We start from the raw sequence: 25,756 nt of genomic DNA, 5'->3' as shown, positions 1-25,756 counted from the left end.
CCGCCAGCGCTGCCGACCGCTACAGTTCCCCCCTTCTCCCCCCCGTGCAACCCCTCATGTCAGCCTTGGACAACCTCGGCAACCTGCAGACTTTCGTGCAGGTCGCCGACACCCGCAGCTTCGTCGAGACCGGCCGCATGCTCGGCATCTCTGCCTCGGCGGCCGGCAAGACGGTATCGCGGCTGGAGCAGGCGCTGGGCGTGCGGCTGTTTCATCGCAGCACCCGCAGCGTCACCCTCACCGCCGAGGGCGAGCGCTTCCTGGTCCGGTGCCGGCGCATCCTTGATGAGCGTGACGCCGCCCGCGATGAGCTCGTCCAGCAGACCGAGGCGCCCACGGGGGTGCTGCGGGTCAGTCTGCCGCTGGTCGGCGACATCTCGCTGCCGCTGCTCACCGAGTTCATGGCGGCGTATCCCGGCATCCGCCTGGAGCTGGACTTCGATGACCGCTTGGTGGATGTGATCGAGGAAGGCTTCGATGCCGTGCTGCGGGTCAGCGCGCCAACGGACTCACGCCTGAGCGCGCGGCAGCTCGGCGTGTTTCCGCGCTATCTGGTCGCGTCCCCGGACTACCTGGCCCGCCGCGGTACGCCGCGCGTGCCCGAGGACCTGTTGCAGCACGACTGCCTGCACTACCGCTTCCCCAGCAGCGGCAAGCTGGAACCCTGGCCGCTGCCGCAGACGCCGGGCGCCGCCCCGCTGGCACTGCCGGTCTCGATGGTCAGCAATACGATCGAAGCGCGGCTGGCCTTCGCGCTCGCCGGGCGCGGCATCGCCTATATCCCCGAGCACTCGGTGCGCGAGGCGCTGACCGACGGCCGCCTGCAGCGGGTGATGGCCGAGCGCATCCATGCCTGCGGCACCTTCTACCTGCTGTGGCCCTCCGGCCGCCATGTGCTGCCCAAGCTGCGGGTCTTCATCGATTTCATCAGCGCCCGGCTGACCGGGGTCAGCTGCTGAGCAGGCGGCGTTCATCGCCCTGCCGCCGGGCGGTTTTATACTGGCCGCGCGGCAGCCAGCCGCCTTTGTTGCCGAGGTAGGCCTACATGCGCCATTGATGCCGCCGTCGTCTGACGGCCCGTCTCCACCCACCTGTTCCGCAGGAGGGGAGTCTTTGGCATCCAATGGAGGTCGCATGACCGCATTCGCTCTCACGCTCGATCGCGTGACGCATACCCTGCCCGACGGCCGGGTCCTGTTTTCCGAACTGTCCGCCGCGTTCGACGGCACCCCGACCGGCCTGGTCGGGCGCAACGGCGTGGGCAAAAGCCTGCTCGCGCACCTGCTCAGTGGCGATCTCACGCCCACCGCCGGCCGCATCCTGCGCAGCGGGCCGGTGCACCTGCTCACGCAGCACAGCGGCGTGCCCGCCGGCCGTATCGCCGATCTGGCCGGCGTCGGCGCGGTGCTCGACGCCCTGCACCGTATCGAAGCCGGCAGCGTGGATCCGGACGACTTCACCCGCGTGGGTGAGCGCTGGGACCTCCGCGAGCAGCTGCAGGCCCAATGGCAGCTGCTAGGGCTGCCCGCGCTGGATCCGCTACGGCCGGCGGCCACGCTCAGTGGTGGCCAGGCGATGCAGGTCGCGCTGGCCGGTGCGTTCCTGTGCGGTGCCGAGGGGCTGATCCTGGATGAACCCAGCAACCACCTCGACGCCGCCCACCGCACGCGCCTGATCGAGGCGCTGCAGCGCTGGCGCGGCGGCCTGATCGTGATCAGCCACGACCGCACGCTGCTGCGGCACATGACGCGCATCGTCGAACTGTCGCCAAGCGGGCTGCGCCAGTACGGCGGCAACTACGATCTCTACGCCGATCAGAAACACGGCGAGCGGCGCAGTGCCCAGGCCCAGCTGGCGCTGCGCAAGCGCGAGCGCCGCCAGCAGCAGACCGAGCTGCGCGATCAGCGCGAGAAGATGGCGCATCGGCAAGCGCGCGCTACACGCGATGCACGCACCGCCAACCAGGCACCGATCCTGCTCGGTGGCATGAAGAACCGCAGCGAGCACAGCGCCGGCCGCTGGCAAACACAGCAGAGCGAGCGACGTACCGAACTGGATGCGCGCGTGCGCGAGGCTGCCGGCGAGGTGGAGCAGGACACCGAAATCGCCCTGCTCGCCCCGGTGATCCATCAGCCCGGGCCCCAGCGCGTGGCCGAGCTCATCGCCGCCGAACTGCCGTGGGTGCAGGCGCCTTGGAAGACGCTGGATCTCACCGTGCAGCGCGGCCAGCGGATCGGCGTGCAGGGCCGCAATGGCAGTGGCAAATCCACGCTCCTGAAGGTGTTGGCGGGCAAATTGCCGCCGGTGTCGGGGCACGTCGATATGGCGGCGAGCGTGGCCCTGCTCGATCAGTCGCTCACGATGCTGCCCGATGAGGCCTCGGCCCTGTCACTGCTGCAGCGCGCGCATCCGGTGGCCGACGAAGGCACGCTGCGCACGCAGTTGGCCCTGCTCGGCCTGGATGCCGAGCGCAGCCTGCGGCCGTTGGCCACGCTCAGCGGTGGCGAACGCTTGAAGGCGGCGCTGGCGTCCGTGCTGTACGCGCAGACGCCGCCGCAATTGCTGCTGCTCGACGAACCCGGCAATCACCTCGACCTGCCCTCGCTGACCGCGCTGGAGCAGATGCTCAGCCAGTACAGCGGCACGTTGATGATCGTGTCGCACGATGACGCGCTGCTGGAGGCGGTCGGCTTGACCGACGTTCTGACCGCGACTAGCGTCGGGTGGCAACTGACGGGCCGGCTTGAATCCTCATGATCGAGAGGATTATTCTCGTGTCGACACGCGTTCAATAGAAATCCTTACGTTAAAAAGGATTTTGGCGTATTCTCGCGCCACTACCGCAGAATCCACACGTTCGTAAGGATAATGCATGAAGGTCACGCTCAAGCACCATGAAGAACTCGGTCCCTTGGTCCGAGCCACGCGCAAGTGCCAGGGAATGCGTCAGGACGACACCGCCGAAGGCATCGGGGTCAGCGAGAACTTCCTTGCCAAGGTCGAGCGCGGCGGCGGCACTGTGCAGTGGCAGAAGCTGTTCCAGGTTCTAACGGAACTCGGCCTGCGCGTGGAGATCGATGTGCCCGACGCGGCCGTAGCACTGCTGCAGGAGCAGGACAGAATGCGCGGAGCGAAACGATGAATCCGTCATCCATCAACGCTGCCCAACCTGCGTTGGGTGACGTGTTCCTGGAAGGGCTGCACTATCCAGAGCGCTCGTTGTTGGCCACCCTGGATGGCCAGCCCGTCGGTACCTTGCACGAGCATCGAAACCTATGGCGGTTCGAGTACGCGCCCACCTGGCGTGATCATCCAGAAAGCTTCGACCTCTCGCCTTGGCTGCCGCGCAGCCACAGCCCCCTTCTGGACGGCAGTACTTCGCGCCCCGTGCAATGGTACTTCGACAATCTGCTCCCAGAAGATCAGCAGCGCACACGCATGGCGCAGGACGCTGGACTCCGCGGCAGCGATGACTTCGCCCTGCTGACCCACTACGGTGCTGAATCCGCGGGTTCGCTGACCCTGCTGCCCCCGCATGTAACACTGGCGCCAGGGAGCCGGGCGCGATTGCCGGATGCCGAACTCTCCCAGCGCATCCAGAACCTGCCGCGCCACTCACTGGCCGGCGGCGCGGAAAAGCGAATGTCGCTGGCCGGCGCACAACACAAATTGGCCGTCATCGAAGACCAAGGCTTGCTGTACCAGCCTGTCGGCACGGAAACGTCCACCCATGTTCTGAAGCCGGACAGTACCGACCCTGATTATCCGCACACGGTGATCAACGAGTATTTTGTCATGCGCCTGGCTCGCGCGATGGGGCTGATGGTGCCCGAGGTGCAGCGACGCTATGTGCCCGAGCCGGTCTTTCTGATCGAACGGTTTGACCGTGTAACGGACGGCGGCAGCACACGCCGCATGCATGCCATCGACGCCTGCCAACTGTTGAACCTCCAGCGCGGAGACAAATACAGTGCGGGAAGCCTTCGGACGTTGGATGCGGCGATCCACTACTGCCGCGAGAGACTTAACACGCGCAGGCGACTGTTTGACTGGTTGGTGTTCAATGTGCTGACTGGCAACGACGATGCCCATCTGAAGAACCTGAGCTTTCTCGTCGGCAGAGGTGGCACCGACCTTGCCCCACACTACGATCTGCTCAGCACCGTCGCGGGCCGCAGCCGCGCCTACAAAGAGGACAGTCCGAGCTGGCCGCAAGCATCTACGCTTGCTTGGGATCTGCTCGGCGTACAGCGTTTCGCCGATATCACGCCAGCCTTGCTGGTCGATGCCGGGGTACAGCTGGGCCTGCCGTCGCGCTTGGCGCAGCGGCGCCTTGCCGAGATGACATCCAGTGTCGTTCCGTTGGCTGAATCGGTAAAGGCGGCGATCGAAACAGAAAATTCGTACTGGGCTGATGTCGCCGGAGTGACCCTGTACGGCGAGATGCGCATGGTGCGAACGATCATCGAAGTGGTCATCAAGGAGATGGCAAGGCAACTGGCTACCTGAACCCCTGCATCCGTTTGCTCATGCGCGCGCCCACGCCGGGAACGCATCCGGCAGCAGCTGCCACAACAGTGGTCCGGCGCGCAGTTCCTCATCGTTGAGCAGGCAGGCATCCAGCTCGGCACGCACCGCGTGCTCGTCCATCGCCACGCCGATCACCGCCAGCTCCTGGCGGCGATCGCCCCACCAGGGATGCCACAGCCTGCGCATCGCCTGGTACTCACCGGCATCGCCGACCTGGTCCACGGTGGGCAGCGGCGCGGTCCAGCACGACGCCTGCTGGCGTGCCCAGCCGATATCCGTGTAGGGCACGCGCGTGGGCGGCAGCTCGGGCACGGTGTTCTCCAGGCCCGCCTCCATGCGCTCGCGCGAGGCGTACCAGACGCCCGCGACCGAGGTCTGCGTGGCCGCACCGACGCTGGAGAGCTCGCCCACCGAGTCCATGCGGTTGGCCAGCCAGAAGAAGCCTTTGCTGCGGATCACGCTGCCCAACCCGGTTTCGAGCAAGCGCGCGAAGCGCTGCGGATGGAACGGCCGGCGCGAGCGGTAGACGAAACTGGTGATGCCGTATTCCTCGGTCTCCGGCGTGTGCTGCCCGCGCAGCGCCTGCATCCAGCCTGGTGCCAGCTGGGCTTTGACGAAGTCGTAACGGCCGGTATCGAGCACCTCGTGCAGCGGCACGTTGCCGTGTTCGGACAGCACCAGCCGCGCATCGCCGTTCATCGCGCGCAGCACGGCCAGCGTGGACTGCAGCGTGTCGTCATCGATCAGATCGCACTTGCTCACCACGATCACGTTGGCGAACTCGATCTGCTCGGCGAGGAGATTCACCACGCCGCGGTCGTCGTCCTCACCGGCCTGCTGGCCGCGGTCGATCAGCCGATCGCTGGAGCCGAAGTCGTGCAGGAACTGCGCGCCATCCACCACCGTCACCAGCGTATCCAGCCGTGCGATGTCGCTGAGGCTGAAGCCGGCCTCATCGCGCACCGAGAAGGTCGCCGCGACCGGCATCGGCTCGGCGATCCCGGTCGATTCGATCAAGAGATAGTCATAGCGCCCCTCCGCCGCAAGCCGGCGCACCTCGTGCAGCAGGTCATCGCGCAGCGTGCAGCAGATGCAGCCGTTGCTGAACTCCACCAGCGTCTCGTCGGTGCGGCTCAGCGCCGCGCCGCCCTCGCGGACCAGCTGCGCATCGACGTTGATCTCGCTCATGTCATTGACGATCACCGCCACCCGGCGGCCCTCGCGGTTGCGCAGCAGCTGATTGAGCAGGGTGGTCTTGCCGGCACCGAGGAAGCCGGACAGCACCGTCACCGGAAGACGGGAATCATGAAGGGCAGCAGAGGCAGTCATGGCGGAGCAGGTCTGGAGTGGAGTTGAAATGTTACTATATAACATTCACAGACCAAGACTCCACGACCCATGAAGCGATCCTCTGCCCTGTTGGATGCCGGCGCCATCGCGCTGTCCGGCCTATGCCTGCTGCACTGCCTGGCCCTGCCGCTGCTTGCGGCGATGCTCCCGCTGATGGGGGTGTGGGCCGAAGCCGAGTGGGTGCATGCCCTGTTTGTGGCGATTGCCGCGCCGGTGACCGGCTTCGCGCTGTGGCGCGCGCACCGTCAGCACCGTCTGCCCGTGCTGGCGATGGCCACCGCGTTGGTCGGGCTGCTGTTGCTGCTGGCCGGTGCGATGGGCTGGCCGAGCCACGAGGCCGAGACCCCGATGACGGTAGTCGGCAGCCTGCTGTTGGCCAGCACGCATGTGTGGAACGCCTGGCGGCGGCACCGGCACTGAGCGTGCGGCTCCGGCTCAGTGCTTGAACATCATCCCGACCAGGAACAGCACCATCGGCGCGGCACTGAGTACCGCGCCGATGATGCCCAGCCACGGCCAGCGTTCCTGACGCACGCGCGAGCCGACCGTGGCAATCAAACCCACGGCCGCTGAAGCGAGTACGCCGATGGAGACGCCGGTGGTGCTGGCGCCTGCGGTGACCCCGTGATTGGCGGCGGTGGCGATGTGCGCAGCGGCGGCACCGACGGGGAGGCCGAGGAAGCTGACCAGACCGAGCAGCGGGAGTCGCTGAACCGAGATCGGCACCGTCGACGGTGAGCGCGGCGCTTGCGGAGAGTCTGACGGCACGGGGTGTCTCCTGAGGATCGCGTCACCGTACACCATCGCCCGCGGTGCACACAGACGGGATCTTTTCATGCCGTGTTGGACAATGCCCTCAACATCCGCCGACAGGAACCGCCATGCGCTTGTTGCCCAGCTTGTTCTCCAGCCTGCTCCTCCTGTCCCCCCTCCTGCTGACCGGCTGCGGCAAGGACAACAGCGCCGGCGTGTTCTCTTCCGATCCGATGCTCGGCTGCTTCTCCACCCACGCGCGCAAGCCGGCCGAGTTCCGTATCGATCAGCAGCAGGGGCAGTACTACGTGTCCTTCAACCGCGATGAGCAATGGCAGCGCGATGCCACGCCGCTGCAGGAATCCAGCCGCGCAGAGATCGCCCAGTTCTTCCGCGACGATGCCGACCAGATCAACAAGGCCCTGGTGCGCCCCGGTGGCGGCTTCGGCATCTTCAAGTTCAACCCCGGTGCCACACTCAAAGGCAAAGCAAAGGACAGCGACTACATGGCGCTGGTCCTGATCGGCGCCGGGCCGGTGTTCCCGGTGAAGTGCCCCTGATCGGCAAGGTGCGTCGTGCCCGCCTCCCGGGCCACTGGTGCTGGCTGCGGCCCACCGCACGCCCGCACCAGTAGCCCGGTCCGCAACACCCATCCCCCGATACCGCCTGCCGCACGCCTCCGCGGGCAAGCCCCCATCCTCATACGTCAGCTGCCCTCCCCCGGTTCGCGACGGCCGCGGTGGATCGAGCTGTACGGCCATTGCGTCGCGTCACGCACATGCCCGTGCTTGACCGGGTTGTGGTGCACGTAGGCCACATGCCGCTGCAGGTCCTCGGCATCGACGATCCGATGCTCGCGAAAGCCGTTGTGCCAAAGCGGCCGCAGGCTGCGATCACGCCGGAGCTGCAGCCGTGGATCCGTCATCGGCAGCTGGCGGTCGAAGATCGCCTGGATCTGCGCCCAGCGGCGATGCCCCTCCTCATCGCCCTCCGGTAGCGTCCACACCCCATGCAGATGGTCCGGCAGCACCACGATCGCATTGATCCGGAACGGCCGCGCCTGCTGCGCCACCCGGAACGCCAGCCGCAGGATCTGCGCCTGTTCCACCAGCAGGCTGCTGCTGCGATCGCGCAGGTGCGCACTGAAGAAGTAGGTGGTACCGGTCGGCCAGAGAATGTGGTCGTAGGACATGACCCAAGTATCCGAAGCGTCCCTGCGCAGTTCGATCAGCGCACTCCCCGCCGGCGCCTCGGATACCCGCCCACACGTGGGTCGGAATCCCCGCAGCTCGGGGCCCCATGACGGCCGGCCAGCGGCTTCTCAGGTACGATGCCCACCCCTGACTGCCATACCGTCTGGCGCTCGCGCCGCGGACTTAGATCCCGTGCCCCACTACACCGGCCCCCTGCTGACCCGCCCGCTCGCCGAGAGCCTGACCCGCGCCCGCGATGCCGGCACCGGGGAATGGACCGGTTCGCTCGACCTCGGCCGCTCCACCGGCACCGCCACGCTGGCGGCCGACCACTGGCAGTGGAAGGGCGAGACCTATGCCTATCCCGGCAAGACCAAGGACCGGACCCTGTACTACTGGGACGGCGAGGAGTTCCTGGCGATCTCACGCTTCGGCTCGGCGTTGATCAAGCTGGTGCCGACCGACTGGGACGCGCCGACCTTCGAGATCGACGGCATCAAGATGCTGCCCAGCGCGCAGGTCTCCCCGTTCGAGGATGCCCGCCGCAAGGTCGCGTTGATCGCGCCGGCCGGCAAGACCGTGCTGGATACCTGCGGCGGCCTGGGCTACTTCGCCGCGTGCTGCCTGGAAGGCGGCGTCACCCGTATCCGTTCGTTCGAGAAGAATCCGGATGTGCTGTGGCTGCGCACGCTCAATCCGTGGTCGCCGGATCCGGACGCGGAAAGCAGCGGGGGTCGGCTGGCGCTGAGCCAGGGGGACGTGTCGCAGGAGATTGAAGGGCTGGAGACTGCCTCGGTCGATGCGATCCTGCACGATCCGCCGCGCTTCGGCATCGCCGGTGAGCTGTATTCACAGGTGTTCTATGACGAGCTCGCACGCGTCATCCGCAAGGGCGGCCGGATGTTCCACTACACCGGTGCGCCGAACAAGCTGACCAGCGGCCGCGATGTACCGCGCGAGGTCGCCAAGCGTCTGGAAAAGGCGGGCTTCAAGGCCGAGCTGGCGATGGATGGCGTGCTCGCGGTCAAGCGCTGAGCAGGGTGCTGATTAACTGCCGCGTGGCAGTTTGGCCGCCCACATGTTGTCGAGCAGATTGGGATTATCTTTACAACAGAAACAATAGATAGGTCTTAGTGCGTTACGTCTGTCTAATGCGTAGAGCAGCGCACAGTTCAAGAAAATGATAGTGGGCAGCATGATCTGACCGAGCTGAGCTCGTTCACCAGAGAACGCCGATGCCCATGTTTATTCTTCTACTTTCCGCAGCAGTCACCATGCCGGTCACGCCCCCGCCCGCTGCCTATCGTGATGAACACACCCAAGAGCGCGACGGCACCAAGCGCATCGTGCGCACCGCACAATGGTCTGATCTGGACGGCGGTTTACTCCCTGTGGAGCAGAAGCTTCGACCCAATCCAGATGGCTCCTTTTCCTATTTTTTCTCAGAGCAATCAATCGCGACCCAGTTGTACCACCACGCACTATGTGAGCAGGATGGAATGACAGCGGGCCAAGGCGAAGGCATTTTAAGCGGCCCCGATGCAATCGGAGGTTGGTCATGCGAACAAGACGACGACGAAGATCTCCCCGTGCCCCGACTGGAGCAGGATCCAGAGTCGACATCATCGTCAGAAGGAACGCTTTTGCATGACGACCGCTCAGCGGACTACGTGTTCGCCTACGCGCCGTCTGGCAACGTGGGAGTGAGTGAGAACTTCCGCGCTCACGGTAGCGTTCGTTTTCGCACAACCCGCGCCGGCAACGCGGAGGCCCTGATTGGCGTCGACAACAGGCGTTGTGTCTACAGAGTATCTCGATACTACTCGGCAGGTACAACCGGAAGCTTCGCACCTTGGGTGAATTGCATCGTACATGTACCCACTACTGTCCCCACAGAGACAGTTGGATGTATACCTTGGGGATGCGCCACCGACCGTGGAGGGGTTGTCGCCTATTAGTCAGCTGTGCCACAACGAGAAAGCATAGAAGCGCGAGCGATCAACTGCCGCGTGGCAGTTTAGCCGCCCACATGTTGTCGACCAGATTAGGATAGCGCCGCCCGTTTTCCTCGGCGCGCTGACGGGCCGCGCTCTTCTGCGCCTCGGAGAGCGGCTGCGACTTCTTCTTCCCATTGGGACTGGGCTTCTTCCAGGGCGGTGTCTGGGACTGGCGCATGGACGATCTCGTATGGGCGGGCGCTGGATTCCAGCTCAGCGGGTACAGCGTACAAGAACGCCCGACACGTGATCTCAACGTGCCGGGCGCGCATGGCGGAGAGCGACCTGCGACTTACTTCTTCAGGAAGTCCAACAGTGCCTTGTTGAACGCATCGGCATGGCTGGCATTGCAGCCGTGCGGCGCGTCCTTCAGGACCACCACTTCACTGCCCGCGATGGCCGCATGGGTGCGCTTGCCCGAGCCCTCGAACGGGACCGTGCCATCGCTGTCGCCGTGCAGCACCAGGGTCGGCACCGTGACCTTCTTGAGGTCGCCGCGGAAGTCGGTCGTGCCGAACGCCTTCATGCAGCCCAGCGCGGCGGTCTGGTCGGACTGCTGGCACAGCTTGATCGCGGCCTGGCGTTCTTCTTCGCTGACCTTGAGCTCGCCGTTGGCACTGAAGAAATCCTTGGTAAAGCCATCGAAGAAGGAGTCGCGGTCCTTTTCCAGGCCTTCGCGCATTTCATCGGCCTTTTCCTGCGTCAGCGGGCCCTCGGGGTTGTCGCTGGTATTGAGCATGTACGGCGGCACCGCCGAGGCGAACACCACGCTGTGAAGGCGCGATTCGCCGTGCTTGGCGACATAGCGCGCCACTTCGCCACCGCCCATGGAGAAGCCAACCAAGGTGGCGTCCTTCAGGTCCAGATCCTCAAGCACACCGGCCAGATCATCGGCGAGCGTGTCGTACTCGTAGCCATCGGCCGGCTTGTCCGAGCGCCCGAAACCACGGCGGTCGTAAGCCACCACGCGGTACCCCGCCTCGCGCAGCGCGGGGACCTGGGCCTTCCACGATTCGGCCGACAGCGGCCAGCCATGGATCAGCACCACCGGGCGGCCGGTACCACCGGAATCTTCAACGTGCAGACGAACGCGGGAAGCAGCCATGGGAACTCCTTGAAGCGATGGGGAAGGAATGTTCGATCCTAGGGAGAGGGGGTTGGGTGAGCCGTGAAAGAAAGCGCGGTGTTGCTGACGTGGCGTGCACGGGGCTGACTGATACCCACCGGTGCGTCCAGCGGTGCTGACACTGGCATCACTCGGCCACGATCTCAGCATCTGAGACGGCGCCGGACGATAGTTGCCATGGGGCATCGTCGACGCTGGGAACCGGTACATGGACTGTCATGAGATCACACCGGAAGCTGCGCAACGTGGGAAGCCAAGCGCGTCCGGAAGCGTCTGCTGTGGGCTGGCACTTACGTTGTTGTTGCATGGCCTCGGCGCGCATCCTGCAGCCCGTGCGGCATTGCGCGCTGCCCTGCGGCAGAGGCCGCTGAGCGAGTGCTGTGCCAGCTGCGCGCTGTTGCGTGGCCATGACGATCCATAGATACCCGCCAGCGACGTAGCCTGCGCGGCGCCATTGTCTGCCATGCAGGCCGGTCATTACTAATTACATAGTTGACACGGCCGATCCGTCGGGCGCACGATGCGGCCATCAACTAACGAACCAGTAGATAGCCATGGCCCGCCCCGTATCGCCTGCCCTGACCGACGCCGAACGCCGCATTCTGGAGGTGCTCTGGAAGAAGAAGGAGGCGTCCGTGCGCGAGGTCGCCGACGAGCTGTCCAAGAAGAAGCCGGTCGCCTATACGACCGTGCTGACCATGTTCAAGGTGCTGGACAAGAAGGGCTTGGTCCACCATCGCAGTGAGGGTCGCGCCTTCATCTACAGCGCCGCGATCACCCGCAGCGACGCGCGCAAGCAGGCGCTGGAGAATCTGCTCAAGTCCTTCTTCAACGATTCGCCTACCGTGCTGGCCCAGCACCTGATCGATGAGCACGACATGGACGCTGACGAGCTTAAAGCGCTGCAGCAGCGCGTGGACGACGCATCTCCTTCGAGGACGCCCAAATGACCGTGCATTGGACCCAGGCCCTGGCAACGATGGCCGTGCAACATCTCTGGCAGAGCGCCTTGTTGTTCGCGCTGGCTGTCCTTGTAGTGGGGCGCAGCCGGCTCAATGCAGAAGCGCGCTCCTGGGCGCTCTGCGTGGCCTTTGTGCTGGCCGCGGCGTCACCGCTGTTGGTCCTGCTGCCTCGCACCGTGCCGACGGCTGGTGAGATCGCGCAGCAGGCCGTACTGCCGTCAGCGACTGGAGCTCCAGTGCAGGTTCTCGCGCAGAAGTTGGACGGCATCACCAACACGATCCCCGCCTCCACCACGCCTACCCTGCTGCACGGCGCCGTGCTGATCTGGTTGCTCGGCACGCTATGGGGCCTGACCCGCTTGGGCCAAGGCGCATGGCAAGCGCGTCGCCTGCATCGCTGCGCGCGGCAGTCGCCCCAGCACGAAGCACTGCTGGGTGAAGAACTGCCTGCGGGTGCCAGCGTTGCACTATCCGATATCGCCCCGGGCCCGATGGTGGTTGGCCTGTGGTCGCCGCGCATTCTGGTGCCGACCACGATGGCATCCACCCTGCCCCCGGCCGCGCTGCGTGATCTGCTGCTGCATGAAGCCGCGCATATTCGTCGGCATGATCTGTGGATCACGGCTGCACAGCGTGCACTGCTCGCCGTGTACTGGTGGAGCCCGTTCCTGCACCTGCTGGGCCGTCGGCTGGATCTCGCACGCGAGATGGCTTGCGATGAGCAGGCGGCCCTGCGCACCGGCAGTGGCCGCGGCTATGCCGATTCCCTGCTGACCGGTATCGCCGGACTGATGACACAGCGCGGGCGCAGCGCGCCTCTGGCCGTCGGCATGTCCGCCACCCGCAGTGGCTTGAGCCAGCGCATCGATGGGCTGCTGCGCCTGGACACGCGCTCGACCCGCTGGACAACGCGCTTCGGCTGGGGCGCACTGTGTGCGGCTGCGCTGGTCGCGCATGTTGGTGTCACCGTGGCCGCTACGCCGCGGTTGGGCAACGCGATCATCGTTGCAGAGAACGAAACCGCCACTACGTCGCGTACCGTTTCGCCGCACGCCGAGCAGCTGCTCAGCGCGGCCGGCAACGGCGACATCTCCCGCGTGCAGCAGCTGGTCAAGATGGGTATTGCCGTGGACACGCAGGTCGGTGGCGACGGCACCGCGCTGATCATCGCCGCCAAGCACGGCGAACTGGCGATGGTCGACGCCCTCCTCGTCCTAGGCGCGCAGCCCGACCTGGCCTCGCGCGGCGATGGCAATCCGCTGATCGCTGCGGCACGTCGCGGTCATCTGCCGGTCGTCGAGCGCCTGGTCGGCGCCGGGGCTGACGTCAACCGCATCGTCGCCTTGGACGAAACCCCGCTGATCAACGCTGCACGCTCCGGCGATGTAGAGACCGTGGCCTATCTGGTCGAGCACGGTGCCGACGTCAACCTGGGCGTGGTGGCCGATTTCGGGCAGTGGCGCTCGCCGCTGAACCAGGCACGGAACGATCGCGTCCGTGACTACCTCACCCAGCGTGGTGCGATCGCCGGCCAACGCTGACCGGCCGCACTCCCCACCGGTGACGCTGATCGGTGCGATTGCCCCCGTCGCCATCGCCCGCCACGCAGTTACCTCTTTAGCTGCACCGTATCGCTCCTCTCTGCGGAGTGCACGGGCACGCCTGTCTTTCGCGCATCGCTCCCTCGTGAGGTATCGCATGGCTTACGCATCCACTCCGCAGGCGCCCCTACATTCGCGAATCCGCAGCGTTCAGATCGGCCTGCTGCGCGCGTCGCTGTGTGCCGCGCTGGTACTGCTGCTTGTCGACCCCACGGGGGCAGCGGACCGCGAAGACGCGGCGATCCGCACGGCGCTCGCCTCCGGCCTGCGCCCCACCGTGGTGCCAGCCGATACCGCGCTGCCGCACTGGTCGCTGCAGCAACGCATGGCCCAGCACCATGTGCCCGGTGTGGCCATCGCCGTTCTAAGGGATGGCAAGCTCGTGCACAGCGCCGGCTACGGGACGCGCGAGATGGGCACGCAGGCTGCCGTGAATGCCGACACGTTGTTCTCGGTCGGCTCGGTCAGCAAGGTGGTTACGGCCGCCACCTCACTGCGCTTGGTGGCCGATGGCACCCTCGCACTGGACCAGGACATCGCGACCTACCTGCGCAGCTGGAAAGTCCCGGCTACCCCGTCGGTGCCGGCACCGCAGCTGACCCTGCGCATGTTGATGTCGCACACCGCCGGACTGGGCGTGCATGGCTTCGCCGACTACCCGCCCGGCGAGCCGCTGCCCACGCTGCTGCAGACATTGGACGGCATCGCCCCGGCCAAGAACAAACCCGTACGTCTGATCCATACACCCGGCGAACGGGGCGATTACTCCGGTGGTGGCGTGATGGTGGAACAGCTCGTGCTCGAAGATGTGACCGGCCAGCCGCTGGACACCCTCGCGCGCAAGCAGGTGTTCGAGCCACTGGGCATGCAGCGTAGCCGGTTCACCGATCCGCCCGCCGCCACCGACAACATCGCCAAAGCGCATGACGGCGACGGCAAGCCCACCGCACTGCCGCGCGGCTGGCAGTCCTTCCCCGAACAGGGCGCCTCAGGCCTGTGGACCAGCGCCAACGACCTGGTCGCGTTCGTCGCCGCCCTGACCGCCAGCTACCGCGGCCAAGGCAACTTCCTGCCGCACCCCATCGCGACCGACATGATGACCGAGGTCTCGCCTAGCTGGCACGGCCTTGGCCCGCGCCTGGACGGTGCCGGGCAGACCCGGATCTTCCACCACGGCGGCTCCAACGACAGTTACCGGGCGTGGATCGAGGGGTATCTGGAGACGGGTGACGGCTTCGTCATTCTTACCAACGGTGAGAACGGTGCTGCGTTGGCGACGGAGATCCGCAATGCACTGTCGGATGCGATCGCGCGTGGGGTGAATCCCGCCGTGCGCACGGTTGCGCTGGACCTGCGCGAGCCGCGGTATGCGGACTATCCCGGGGTGTTCGAGCAGGATGAGAGCGTGCCGATGGCGCAGCGCCGTGCGTTGGCCGACATCTTCGACATCCCGGCGTTAGAGGTGAAGGTGGCTGTTGGGGAGATGCGCGTGGGTGTGGCTGGGACGAAACGCGATGGGCGGGTGTTGGCGGTGTCGCCGAATCGTTTTGTGTCACCGGATATCGATGGGCTGGAGATCGACTTCCATCGAGATGCGTTCGGGAAGGTGGAGGCGTTGAGTGTGGTGTTTGGGGAGGGGCGGGGGTATTACGTGCGTCGGAAGCTAGCAACGCAGTAGCCGCCGGATCGATCCCTATCTGTTTGGACAATCGCAACCACTCTCTTCATTGACCCCGTGTATTGCGATACGCTGGCTCTATCGAATCCAAGATTCGCATTAGAGTTGCTTTCGCCATGGTGGAGCACTGGACAGACAGTGAGCTAGAAGCAGCAGTAGATGCTTACCTCAATATGTTGACTGATGAGTTGAATGGCCGCCGCGTCGTCAAGGCACACACCTATCGCGAGCTGTCTGAGAAGGTCGGGAGGAATGCCAAGGCGTGGGAGTTCCGCATGCAGAACATTTCCTATGTTCTAGATGGGCTCGGCTTGCAATGGATCGACGGTCTTAAGCCAGCCAAGAACGTGGGCCAGGACGTTGCGGCACGCTTGGTCAAGCTGATCGAGGGGCGGCCATTCCCACAGCAGAGCCGCCCGCCCACTCTGGATCAGGTGACTCAGGACGCTGAAACGGAAGGCGCATTCAATCCAGGGACCGCTTCCGACCAGCGAGCACGGGTGCTTGCGAGCATTGTTCGCCGACGCGGTCAGCCCGCATTTCGTGCGGCCTTGATCAAGGCATATGCCGGACGCTGTGCCGTCACCGGGTGTGACGTATTGGATGCACTCGAAGCCGCGCACATCTTTCCGTACTTGGATGGCGAGACAAACGCTGTAAGCAATGGGCTACTGCTCAGGGCTGACATCCATACATTGTTCGACCTGCGTCTGATTGCCGTTGACCCAGATGCTAGGACGGTCCTTATCGCTCCCAGCTTGCGCGGCTCAGCCTATGCATCGCTGGAAGGCACTCCCTTGTCGACGACAGCAGCAGCCGCTGACGGTGCTAGCCTGCACGCGCTGGTTTACCACCGAGCGAAGTGCGATTGGTAATCCACCAACCAATGGTCCGAAGGCAAAGCAATGCAGACGCCGCTCGGTGAAATCCTCACCGGGCGGCGTCTCGCGATCATTGGTTACAGCGCAATCCGAGCAACAGACTCTTCACTGCCCTTCGGCTCGCTGTCACCGTTCTTGACGGTCACGTACAGCACGTTCTTCTTGGCATCCAGCGCCAGGCTGTTCGGATGCGTCGGCACCGCGTAGGTCGCAACCTGCTTGTAGGTATCGCTGTTGTACGCCGTCACGGTGCCGCCATCGCGGTTGGTCACGTACAGGCGCTTGCGCGGTGCGTCCAGGAGGATGCCCAGCGGGCCGGCGTCGGTCGGGATGCTGGCCAGTTCCTTGCCGGTGGTGCGGTCCAGCACCAGCACGCGCTGGCCCGCATGCTTCGATTCGAAGCCCGAGCTGCTGGCCTGGTACTTGCGGATCATCTCCGAGCCCTGGTCGGTCACGAACAGGCGCTCGCCGGCCGGATCCAGCGCGATGTTCATCGGCTGCTCCGCACTGACCTTGAAGCGCTGCTCGACCTTGCCGCTGTCGGTACCGACGGTGACGACCTCGGCCAGGAGGTTGGAGGTGTAGACGCGCTTGGCCTTGGCATCCAACGCGAGACCCGGTGCCTTGGCATTGCCCAGGCCCGGAATGGTGTTGATGACCTTCAGGGACTGCGTATCCACTACGAACAGCACGCTGCCCTCGCCGGAGTGGCCGGTGACGTACAGGCGGTTGTTGGCGCCATCGACGACCAGCTCGCGCAGATCGTGGGTGTAGGCGGCCTTGCCGTCCTTGCCGACCTTCTTTTCCATCAACTGCACGATGCCGACCGATTTGTTGGTGGCAGTGTCGACCACGGTGACCGACGTATCGACGGTATTGCCGACGTACAGGCGGTTGTTGGCGTCATCCAGCACCACGCCGAACGCCTTGCGCTCCAGCGGGATGGCGGTTTCGACGGCCAGGGTATCCGGGTTCAGACGCAGGACCTGGGACGGACCAGCGGCATCACCGAAGCCGCCCGAGGAGGCGACGAACACGGCGTTCTGCTTGGGGCTGAAGGCCAGCTCATAAAGGCCCTGGGCGACGGCTTTACGCTGGACGGCGGTAGTGCTGGCGGATGCGGTGGCCTGGTCAGCGGCGAACGCGGACGGGGCGCCAAAGCTCAGGGAGATGGCGAAGGCCAGAGCGGCCGAGCGGATTACGGAATTGCGGTACATGCGAGCTTCCTTGAAGGGGCACGGGAGGGTGTCCTGGCTCGCTGGGCCGTACGTGTGACGGCCGGCCCCGCATCTGTCTGCGCTGGGTGGGCTGGCTGGGTTTGCGGGGGAATGGTAGCAGGTGGTGGGTGGCGGTGCTGGCGCGGCAGTGCGCAGGGGCCTTGCGGTCGCCCTGCACGATGAGGATGGTCTGCGATGCATGCGCATCGCGGGTGCAGCGCCCTGCGGACGCTTGTCGGGACGATGTTGCGCTTAGAGTGGAGCGTGCCGACCAACGGTCGGCACTTACTCAGTGGCCCGGCGCCTGGCACCCGCGTGGCGGGCATTTGCGCATGCCGGTGGTACCGGTGGCTGCGTCGGTGCCGGCCTCCGATGCCGTTGCGCTCGCTGCGCCGGTGCTGGCCTTGCCCGTGGAAAGGCGCAGACCCACCGTTCGGCTGCTGTCGGCGCCGCGAGCCTGCTCGTGACCGAACAGGAGCGAGAGCATCCAGCTGCGGCTCACCTCGATGTCTAGGCCCGCCGCCAGGCTCAGCGCGTTGTCATTGTAGCTCTGCATGCGCACGCGATAGTCCTGCGGCGCACCCCACTGGACGTAGTTGAGGTCGGCGTCGCCCTTGTCGTGCAGGGCCTGCCGGTACTCCACGCTCCAGAACGGGCGCAGGCGGCTTTCCGGCGTCTGGAAGCTGCGTTCCAGCCCCAGCGCCACGGCCGTGTTGCGCACCCGCTGCGCGCGGTAAGCCAGGTCGTAAATACCAGCGCCCTGCTCGCTGTAGGCATCCAGCGTTGTGCGGCTGCCGTCCACGCGGCCGTAGCCGGTCAGCGTGAGCGCGTCGCCGCGGTGGTCATAGCCGAAGGCCAGCGAACCGAACCACTGGTCACCGTCGCGCTCGGCCTGCGCCAAGCGCTGCGCGTCGCGGCTCCAGCGGCGCAGGTTGAAGTCCAGACGGCCATTGGCGACCAGCGCGTCTACAAAGAGTCCCTCGCCGATGCGCCACAGGCCATACATCGCCAGCGAGCACTGGTCGGCGTGCAGCCGCGTCTGGTTGTCATCCAGCTCGCTGCGGTTGCGGCCCATGCTGCCGGCCACACCCAGCAACAGGGAGTCGCCTAAGGCGTGGTCCACACCCACCTGCGCGGGTGCCAATCTCGCCGACCGGTGGACGCCAGCTCGCGCTCGGCCATGTCGAACAGTGGCCGGAGTTCGGCCAGGGCCAGCCGGGGCGCAGGCCCAGCAGGTGCACCCTGGCCGACAGCAACGCGACCGCCTGCGAGGTGGTCAGGCGCGGGCTGAACTCGAAACTGGCGCCCTTGGCCCAGCGCCAGCCATATAGGCAGCTGGTCTCGTGAGCCACCAGAGGAAAGCGATATGAAAGCTCCTTCAGATCGCTTTCGATGGTGCGGCGGGTGGTGGCGAACCCCCGCAGCGCCAACCGCTACTGCGACTCACGCACCGTGGTCACCTGCGGTGCGTGCCTGGGCTCGCCAGCGCGTCATGGGTAACTCTGCTCATCCTGCGCGTAGTCGCTGATACTCGCCTTCCAGTGCGCCGGCACGCTGGTGCCATGCTGCGAAACGATCCTGCTTCTCAGACGCACCGTCCAGGTTGGCCTTCAATGCGGCCTGCAACTCCCGCATCTCCAGCAACGCCGGGAAGTAAGTCTGGGTGAAAACACTACCGCCGGCCTGAGCGTCCAACTCGGCAACCAGCGATGCGCGCTGGGCTTCCATAGTTCTCACAAAGTCTTCCACGCCCTGGCGGAACTTTTGCTCACGCTCGTACTCCTTATACGAATCCCACACTTCCATCATAAAGCCCACACCTGCCAGCGCACCGTTCACTCCGCCGGCAAGCTTGTGCGCGCCCCACGGTGCAAACTTGAGGTTCTTCCCCAAGTCAAAGCCCACCATCTTCCCTGCCGACACTACCCCGTCACGCAGCATAAGGATGGACTTGTTGTTCACCAGCTTGCCGTCCAGCAGGTACTTCACGCCCTGCTGGCCCATCGAAGAAACAACCGTGTTGAAGTGGTTGATCTCGTCCACGAAGTTGCCTTGCACGGCCTGTAGGTTCAGCTGGACGCTCTGCAGGCACTTTGCGTACTCCTGCTGCAGGCGCATGTTGATCACAATGCCTTCGGCGCCCACTTCGCGCTCGAAGAACGCCGACCACGTCTGCATGTCCGCGCCTCGCGCCTGCAGGATCAGGTCCGAGAAGTACCCCGTGAGGAAGCGGCGTATCTGGTTTCCGGCATTGTTGGCCTGTTGGGAAGCCAGTTGCAGCTTGCCTTCAAGTTCCTCCACCGTGTCCTTCAGGCGTCCCACTTCGTCTTTGATAACCCGAGCGCGCTCACTGACCAACGGAAGCTGCTTTCCTAGAACATCGGCAATGATTGCCGTTTTGGTGTCAGCCACCAACTGCTGCATGCCACCGCTGGCGTGCACCTTGCTTTCGGTTGCCACCTGCAGCGTCTGGATGCGTGACAACTGGCGGTGCTGGTCTGGGTTGGCCAGCCAGTACTCAATGCCCTGCTCGAACGGATTGGCCGACACCGCCACAATGCTCAGGTCATGCACCTCCGATGCGGTCAGCCCAAGCAGGTCGGTGAGGCGCTGGCGCACGCCTCTGCGCTTCACCTCCAGCGCGGCCTGGTAGGCAGTCTCATCCTCCAGGTCAGCCACGGCATCAAACCGGCTCAGCACGAACACCGTGCGCGACAGCAGCCCCAGCTCGCGGAACAACCACTCCAGTTCGGCCTGGTGGCTTTCCTTGATGGGGTTGGTCGGGTCCATTACGTAGAGCACCAGGTTGGCCTCGCTCACGTACTTGCGCGTCAGGTCCTTGTAGGTGGCACCATCAACCTCACGGGAACCGAACAACCCCGGCGTATCCACCAGCAGCAGGTCGTCACCCACCGGGTACTCCAACACGTGGTCGGTGGATTCCGTTTGCGAAATGTTCATGCCATGCCGGTCCAGCCGGTTCATCCAGGCAGCGGCAATGGACGTTTTCCCTTCCGAGAAGCCCCCGACCAGCGCCACCTTCAGGCGTTCGCCGACCACGGTGCCAATGGCTGTCTTCAGCTTCTGCGCAAAGGCATCGTCCATTGCAATGCCAAAGTCTTCGCCTTCCTGCAGGAACGCGAGCAGATCACGCAACATGCCAGCGGCGCGTTCCTGTTGTGCCTTGAAGGCTTCCAGCGTCATATCCATGGTGGTATTCCGGTCAGGCAATCGTGGTTTGAATGCGGGTGGCCAAGGCACGCAGGCGTGCTGTGGCAGTAAGAAGTACGTCGGACTGGGCCTTCAGATTGCGCTGCGGGCCGCTAAGTTGCGTCTTGGCCTGGGTGCAGGCTTCGGAAACTGCGGCCAGCACGGTCTCTTCGCTGCTCTTCAGGCTTTCGCGTATGCCAACCACCTGCGTGGCCAAGCTTTCGTCCACTGCCTTGCGCTGCTGTGCCTTCTTAACGTCCGAATCGAAGAAGCCGCGAAGCGCCTTGAACGCGCTGAGCAACACGCCTGCAACGCTGAACGTGATCACGATCCAGCCGCCGGGGCCCAGTGCAAGCAATCCGGCAGCGCCCGCCGCCGTGGCCAAAAGGCCAGGCACGCTGACCCCGTTGCTGACCTGAAGCTGGAATGTAACGGCATGGCCAGTCACGCCGTGCTCCTGCGACGCCACCACCTGATCCAAGTCCGCAAGGTGCTTCTGGAACCGCTCAGCGGCGCTACGCAGGGATTCTTTGAAAGTCTCCACTGAGTTGCCGAACGCTATGCCAACGTCTTTCTTTAACACCTCTGCCTCTGATTCCATGGTTGCCTTCAGCAGACTCTCCAGATCGCTGTTGCTAATGTCGCTCGCAATGCGTCGGTAAGTCTCCCCCCGCACGCCCAGCTCAAAGGCGCGCAGCGCGTTGTGGGCATCCGCGTCGAGGCTGGACGACAGCTGTTCGTAGGCCAGGTCCACCTGGCCTTGCGCCACCGTCGTCTGCTTCTTCACCCGCTTGAAGTGGGCGTCCATCTCCTTGGCGTGTTCTTCCATCTGCCCCAGCACGCCGGTCAGCACCTGCGTGGCCTTGTGCACGTTCGCCTGCCGGATCTTGCGCGGGGCATCAGCGGCCATCGTATTCAGGTGGTTTGCCAACGCATCCATACCGGTCTTTTGCAGCAGCTCGGCGGTGTCGAACTCGGTAAGGAGCTTGCCGCGCGCGGAGTGTCGGTCCGGACCGATGGACTGCGGGTTCTCCAGCGACGCGATTGGTGGCAAGCAGTCGGCCACGGCCAGGAAGGCCGGGTATGCGCTGATTGGCAGCAGCCCCATGTAACGTTCGGGCAGCTCGGCGCGCAAGCCGGCATCCAGGTCCGCCATGCCGTCGGCATCCTGTTTGAACAGGTTGGCGCCATCGCGGAGAGGCATCGGTGAGCTGACCCGCTTGTTGAACACTGCCCACACCTCGGTCTGCGCGCCCAGGTGTCGCTTGATCTTCTCCAGCGTGCCCTCGTTCTTGTCGCCGTGCTGCGGCCGCGCCGCTTTGCCGGTCACATACAGCACCGCGTGCGCAATCTGCACCGCGTTGTCGATGTGGACCTTCACCCCCGCTTCGCCACCTTCAATACCCGGTACGTCGAGCAGCACGAATGGTGTGCCGCCGCTGTTGAACGTGTAGTGCTGGGTGTTCTGGGTAAAGTCAGGACGGCCATCACCAATGATGCAGCCGTCGGCATGCTGCATTAGCTGTGGCAACGCCGTTACATACCGGTCCAGTGCGCTCTTCGCGCGCTCAGCATTGGCCTCGGCGTCGCTTTTCAGCTGCGCGATGGCCTGGCGCTGCGCATTCTCGTTGGCATGCAGCGCCTCAATGCGGCCTTGCACTTCGCGGCTGGCCGTGTCATCCGGCGCGCTGTCCATAAACCACAACAGCTTCTTCCAGAACGGACGGGCCGCGTGGGCGTCGGCAGCAGCCTGTTCGGCCACGCGCTTTTCATGCTGCAGGGCCTCCAACGCTACCTGCGCCTGCGCGTCCAGTGCCTTCAGCCGCGCGGTGTTCTGCGCCACGACGCCGTCTGCGGTCTCCAATGCAACGTGCGTTTCCTGCAACTGGGTGTCGTTCAATCCATGCGTTGCCTGCAGGTCCTGGAACGCGCGGCGCTGTTCGGCTTTGCCAGGCTCATTCAGAAGAATGCGCAGCGTTTCGATGATGGTGGACTTGCCCGCGTTTGTTTCGCCGTACACGGCGACGGTGAACGTGTCCCACTCCGCGTTCGCCTTGAGCTCCTGTTGCCGAGCCACCATGTGGGCCTGCATCAGGCCCAGCCCAGCGACCACCTTGCTGCGCATGTCCTCGTCTTCCACCTCATCGGCCTTGGCATCCAGGGCCTGCATGGCCTCGCGCACGCCTTCGGTGATGTAGGTATAGATATGCTCGGGCGACGGCACGCCCAGCACGTCAGTGCCGCTTCCTGTGTTCTTCATGTTTTCCCCTGTTCCTTGATCTGGCAGATGACAGCCGTTAACTGCAGTTACGCCCTCGCATATGCCGCGTTGCGGCGGCCGCAAGGCTGGCCAGCGACGTGCGCAGCCAACCGGCAGGCCGGGAATGGAGGGGGTGGTGGCGACGGCGTGGGCACTGCCGTGGGTACTGCCCTTGCAGCATCACATCGCTTAGGGGCGCAACCAGTTCGCTCCAGCCGCAGGCCGGGCACGCGTTTATACGGGGTTCCGGCTTGATGGGCACTACGTCCTCGTTATCTGGTGAAACTTCCATGTACTGGCAGCGGGAAGCAACGCCGTGCGTTGCCGCTTACTACCAACTCAGCGCGATTATATGCGCAGCCATGGCCGCGCTACTACCGGCCATGCCGAACTATTCCTGTTGGTGCAGCACTGCAATATGTGCACAGACCGAACAATGCGAACTCATACACTACTGCGCCGCCAATGATTTTGAACATGGAACTGTCCGCCGTTGGAATGACGCCCATGATCGACGGGATTGCGACAATAGGTGTCGCGTCAATATTCTGACGAGGATTCGCACGCCCACGTCATATCTCAGGCAATCTGTGCAACCCGTCACCACGTTTTTGGTTCTCTTGTAGAGTCTAGTCACTAGGCAGTATGCAACGCCTTGGCTGATTCTCTGCGGCGCACCCTCGCTCTGCAATCGAATGCGACTCCAACAAAGGATCTGTACGAATGGCGATTGACCTCAAGGAAATCAACGGCTTGAAGGAAGCCTGCTCGCTCGCGCTTCAGCAGCACCCCAACTGGCATCAGCCGGATGGCTGGATCACCCGGGTCGAAGCTTGGCTCAAAGAAGTGGAGGCGGTAGATCACGACACCTTCGTCAGTCCCCAATTCCAGCACACGCTATGGGAGGGCCAAACCATAGCGGCGACTGGCCAAGGCAACATTGATGTCTCCTCTGTGATCGCAAGTGCAGATATTGCCCAAGAACTGTGGGAGCTGAAGCAGACTCCCCTCCCACCATCCCAAGAAGCGCGAACTGTCTGGATTGGAGAGGCATGGGAGCAGATCACCAACATGGTTGCTCCGCATGTGTCGCGTACACCCTTGCTCAAAATCTATCGAGTCTTTGCCTCCCTCTGGCCCGAGCAGTTCACCACCGTGGCCCACTACACGCGCCTGAGAAATCTGGCCAGAGCGATGGGACTGAAAACGGCCACAAATTACCCCACAGAGCTTCACGATCGCGTACTGAAGCGTCTCGACGAGGCTGGTGTCGAGACATCTAGCCGCGAGGAGCGCATGACCTTGGCGTGGGCACTGATCATGCAGTCTGGCCAAGAGCGTGGAGCGGAACCCACCGAGCTCCCGGGCGATTCGCCAAACGAGCTTAGGCTGAATCCACTGCCAGCGGAGCGGCGGCGCCGTGGCATGTTGGGCATCAGTGGCTCGGTACCCAGCGTTATTGCCATGCTCGCCTTCGCTAAAGACGGCTGCAAGCGCGCGGACCTGCTGGAGCATATCCGCTCTGTGAATCCAAAGCTGGCAACGGCCTCACTGGGCACCAACCTCAATGCGCTGATTGCCGAGTGGGGCGCCTTGCGCTCTGACGGTGACGATATTTTCCTGACGCTACGGGGCGATGCACTTCTGGAAACTGGCGAAGTGGAGGAGGTGTCGGATTGGCTGCTCACCCAGATTCTCGGCTTCGACAATCTGCTTTACATGCTTCAGGAAGCGCCCCTGCAGCATAAGCAGGCCATCATCCGGCTGAAACGCGTCAACCCTGGCTGGACCAGCAACTTCGCCCCGACGGTCCTGATCAACTGGCTGAAGGGCATGAAGCTGGCAGAGATGGATGCCGCCAAAGTACTTCGCCTGACTGCCCGGGGCAGCGAGTGGGCTTCACGTATTTACTGGACGCCTGGGGAGCTTCCCCCCGTAGCTGTCGATACTCCGGATCCGGCCAGTAAAGCCAACTCGTCCGAAGTGGACGACCTCTGGTCACAGCTTCCCTCTATTCAATCCATCAAGAATTCCTTCCCCAATGACGTGGTTTTTGACCGCACCCTGATTGCCCAGCTCCACGCTGGCTTGTGGAATCGCCGTCAGCCGCGCCGGCACTTTGCGGTGCTCACGGGCCTGAGCGGAGCAGGAAAGACATTGTTGGCCATGGGGTATGCCAAAGCGCTCTGGGCCAACAACGTTGAGGATCAAGGGGAAGTAAAGGGCTGGCATGTTGTTGCGGTGCAGCCCGGTTGGCACGATCCCAGCAGCCTGCTGGGCTACGTGAATCCCATCGACAACGATGTGTACATGCGCACCGGGTTCCTGGATTTTCTGTTGCGTGCCAGCGCCGACCCAGACCGTCCCTACATCGTGCTGTTGGACGAAATGAACCTGTCCCACGCGGAGCAGTATCTTGCCCCGCTGCTGTCGGCCATGGAGACTGGCGATGACATTGAACTGCATGCACTGGGCGACGAAGTGGGCGATGTTCCGGGCCGCCTGCCCTACCCGTCCAACCTGGTCATCATTGGCACCGTCAACATGGACGAGACCACACACGGGCTGAGTGACAAAGTGCTAGACCGCAGCACGGTCATCGAATTCTGGGACATCGATGTCAACAGCTACCCCGGCTGGGCGTCAGAGCAGCTTCCCCTCGCTGACCTGACGCTGGTGAAGGACGTGCTCGGCCAGCTGATGGTTCCGTTGAGGGCCGTGAGGCTGCACTTTGGCTGGCGCACCATTGGCGATGTCCTCGGTTACGTTGAAGCGGCGGTCAAGGACGGTGAGCTCACCGCACGGGAGGCACTTGACCTCTCCGTGTATGCGAAGGTTCTTCCAAAGCTTCGGGGCGAGAACTCCAAGCGCCTGTGTGACGCATTCGATGCGGTCACCGCACTTCTCACTCAATACCAGCTGACCAGGTCGGCTGCGAAAACGAAGGAGCTCTCGGTAGATCTGCGGGAGCAAGGCAGCGCCCGGTTCTGGCGGTAGG

21 protein-coding genes are annotated in these 25,756 nt (G+C 64.2%); 12 read left to right on the top strand and 9 right to left on the bottom strand.

Annotation, left to right across the window (positions count from 1 at the left end):
• Nucleotides 1–56: 56 nt before the first annotated feature.
• The 4 genes from ACWV8V_RS15755 to ACWV8V_RS15740 all read left to right on the top strand — a co-directional run bounded on the left by ACWV8V_RS15755 (nt 57) and on the right by ACWV8V_RS15740 (nt 4,509).
• Complete coding sequence (locus tag ACWV8V_RS15755) at nt 57–959, top strand: LysR family transcriptional regulator (protein ID WP_455900185.1); 903 nt, start codon at nt 57–59, stop codon at nt 957–959.
• 175 nt (nt 960–1,134) lie between these two features.
• A complete protein-coding gene (locus tag ACWV8V_RS15750; RefSeq protein ID WP_455900184.1) occupies nt 1,135–2,757 on the top strand; it encodes an ABC-F family ATP-binding cassette domain-containing protein in 1,623 nt (540 codons plus the stop codon).
• A gap of 115 nt (nt 2,758–2,872) precedes the next feature.
• Entirely contained in the window at nt 2,873–3,142 is a 270-nt protein-coding gene (locus tag ACWV8V_RS15745; RefSeq protein ID WP_123731323.1) for a helix-turn-helix domain-containing protein, read from the top strand.
• On the top strand, nt 3,139–4,509 hold the full coding sequence (locus ACWV8V_RS15740) for a HipA domain-containing protein (RefSeq protein WP_455900183.1): 1,371 nt from the start codon (nt 3,139–3,141) through the stop codon (nt 4,507–4,509). The genes ACWV8V_RS15745 and ACWV8V_RS15740 overlap by 4 nt, the downstream gene beginning before the upstream one ends.
• Nucleotides 4,510–4,527: 18 nt before the next feature.
• Here the strand turns inward: ACWV8V_RS15740 and ACWV8V_RS15735 are convergent, their stop codons facing one another.
• A complete protein-coding gene (locus ACWV8V_RS15735) occupies nt 4,528–5,859 on the bottom strand; it encodes a GTP-binding protein (RefSeq protein ID WP_455900182.1) in 1,332 nt (443 codons plus the stop codon).
• 69 nt (nt 5,860–5,928) lie between these two features.
• Between ACWV8V_RS15735 and ACWV8V_RS15730 the strand changes: the two genes are divergently transcribed.
• Nucleotides 5,929–6,300, top strand: coding sequence for a MerC domain-containing protein (locus ACWV8V_RS15730; RefSeq protein WP_282260195.1), 372 nt, complete (start codon nt 5,929–5,931; stop codon nt 6,298–6,300).
• Between the two features lie 15 nt (nt 6,301–6,315).
• On the opposite strand, the gene ACWV8V_RS15725 is transcribed toward ACWV8V_RS15730, so the two are convergent.
• On the bottom strand, nt 6,316–6,648 hold the full coding sequence (locus ACWV8V_RS15725; RefSeq protein ID WP_455900181.1) for a hypothetical protein: 333 nt from the start codon (nt 6,646–6,648) through the stop codon (nt 6,316–6,318).
• Nucleotides 6,649–6,761: 113 nt separating this feature from the next.
• On the opposite strand from ACWV8V_RS15725, the gene ACWV8V_RS15720 reads away from it, so the two are divergent.
• Nucleotides 6,762–7,193, top strand: a complete 432-nt coding sequence (locus ACWV8V_RS15720) for a hypothetical protein (RefSeq protein ID WP_455900180.1) — start codon at nt 6,762–6,764, stop codon at nt 7,191–7,193.
• 146 nt (nt 7,194–7,339) lie between these two features.
• Here ACWV8V_RS15720 and ACWV8V_RS15715 read toward each other — a convergent pair whose 3' ends face one another.
• Entirely contained in the window at nt 7,340–7,825 is a 486-nt protein-coding gene (locus ACWV8V_RS15715) for an REP-associated tyrosine transposase (protein ID WP_455900179.1), read from the bottom strand.
• 193 nt (nt 7,826–8,018) lie between these two features.
• Here ACWV8V_RS15715 and ACWV8V_RS15710 point away from each other — a divergent pair, with 193 nt between their 5' ends.
• Nucleotides 8,019–8,861 carry a class I SAM-dependent methyltransferase gene (locus ACWV8V_RS15710; protein WP_121042366.1) on the top strand — a complete coding sequence of 281 codons (843 nt, stop codon included), beginning with the start codon at nt 8,019–8,021 and terminating at the stop codon, nt 8,859–8,861.
• Nucleotides 8,862–9,824: 963 nt separating this feature from the next.
• Here the strand turns inward: ACWV8V_RS15710 and ACWV8V_RS15705 are convergent.
• Together ACWV8V_RS15705 and ACWV8V_RS15700 are read right to left on the bottom strand one after the other, a co-directional pair.
• On the bottom strand, nt 9,825–10,001 hold the full coding sequence (locus ACWV8V_RS15705; protein WP_183073794.1) for a hypothetical protein: 177 nt from the start codon (nt 9,999–10,001) through the stop codon (nt 9,825–9,827).
• Nucleotides 10,002–10,115: 114 nt separating this feature from the next.
• Nucleotides 10,116–10,928: an alpha/beta fold hydrolase gene (locus ACWV8V_RS15700; protein WP_346467227.1), complete on the bottom strand. Its 813-nt coding sequence runs from the start codon at nt 10,926–10,928 to the stop codon at nt 10,116–10,118.
• A 575-nt stretch (nt 10,929–11,503) separates the two neighbouring features.
• On the opposite strand from ACWV8V_RS15700, the gene ACWV8V_RS15695 reads away from it, so the two are divergent.
• From ACWV8V_RS15695 to ACWV8V_RS15680, 4 genes are all read left to right on the top strand, one after another.
• The gene (locus tag ACWV8V_RS15695; RefSeq protein ID WP_152152978.1) at nt 11,504–11,899 is read left to right on the top strand and encodes a BlaI/MecI/CopY family transcriptional regulator; all 396 of its coding nucleotides are present in this window, start codon (nt 11,504–11,506) and stop codon (nt 11,897–11,899) included.
• On the top strand, nt 11,896–13,452 hold the full coding sequence (locus ACWV8V_RS15690; RefSeq protein ID WP_455900178.1) for a M56 family metallopeptidase: 1,557 nt from the start codon (nt 11,896–11,898) through the stop codon (nt 13,450–13,452). The genes ACWV8V_RS15695 and ACWV8V_RS15690 overlap by 4 nt, the downstream gene beginning before the upstream one ends.
• 157 nt (nt 13,453–13,609) lie before the next feature.
• A complete protein-coding gene (locus ACWV8V_RS15685; protein WP_455900177.1) occupies nt 13,610–15,190 on the top strand; it encodes a serine hydrolase domain-containing protein in 1,581 nt (526 codons plus the stop codon).
• A 116-nt stretch (nt 15,191–15,306) separates the two neighbouring features.
• A complete protein-coding gene (locus tag ACWV8V_RS15680) occupies nt 15,307–16,065 on the top strand; it encodes an HNH endonuclease (RefSeq protein WP_455900176.1) in 759 nt (252 codons plus the stop codon).
• 83 nt (nt 16,066–16,148) lie between these two features.
• On the opposite strand, the gene ACWV8V_RS15675 is transcribed toward ACWV8V_RS15680, so the two are convergent.
• The 4 genes from ACWV8V_RS15675 to ACWV8V_RS15660 form a co-directional block, all read right to left on the bottom strand.
• On the bottom strand, nt 16,149–17,288 hold the full coding sequence (locus ACWV8V_RS15675; RefSeq protein WP_455900175.1) for a YncE family protein: 1,140 nt from the start codon (nt 17,286–17,288) through the stop codon (nt 16,149–16,151).
• A 289-nt stretch (nt 17,289–17,577) separates the two neighbouring features.
• On the bottom strand, nt 17,578–18,432 hold the full coding sequence (locus ACWV8V_RS15670; RefSeq protein ID WP_455900174.1) for an autotransporter outer membrane beta-barrel domain-containing protein: 855 nt from the start codon (nt 18,430–18,432) through the stop codon (nt 17,578–17,580).
• A 362-nt stretch (nt 18,433–18,794) separates the two neighbouring features.
• Entirely contained in the window at nt 18,795–20,498 is a 1,704-nt protein-coding gene (locus ACWV8V_RS15665; protein ID WP_455900173.1) for a LeoA/HP0731 family dynamin-like GTPase, read from the bottom strand.
• Between the two features lie 13 nt (nt 20,499–20,511).
• Nucleotides 20,512–22,758, bottom strand: coding sequence for a hypothetical protein (locus ACWV8V_RS15660; protein ID WP_455900172.1), 2,247 nt, complete (start codon nt 22,756–22,758; stop codon nt 20,512–20,514).
• Nucleotides 22,759–23,481: 723 nt separating this feature from the next.
• On the opposite strand from ACWV8V_RS15660, the gene ACWV8V_RS15655 reads away from it, so the two are divergent.
• On the top strand, nt 23,482–25,755 hold the full coding sequence (locus ACWV8V_RS15655; protein ID WP_455900171.1) for an McrB family protein: 2,274 nt from the start codon (nt 23,482–23,484) through the stop codon (nt 25,753–25,755).
• Nucleotide 25,756: the final 1 nt, after the last annotated feature.

The sequence above is a fragment of the Stenotrophomonas sp. Ker107b genome, from assembly GCF_053847245.1.
Note: the sequence above shows the minus strand (reverse complement) of the source record. Positions and strands in the feature narration are given on the sequence as shown.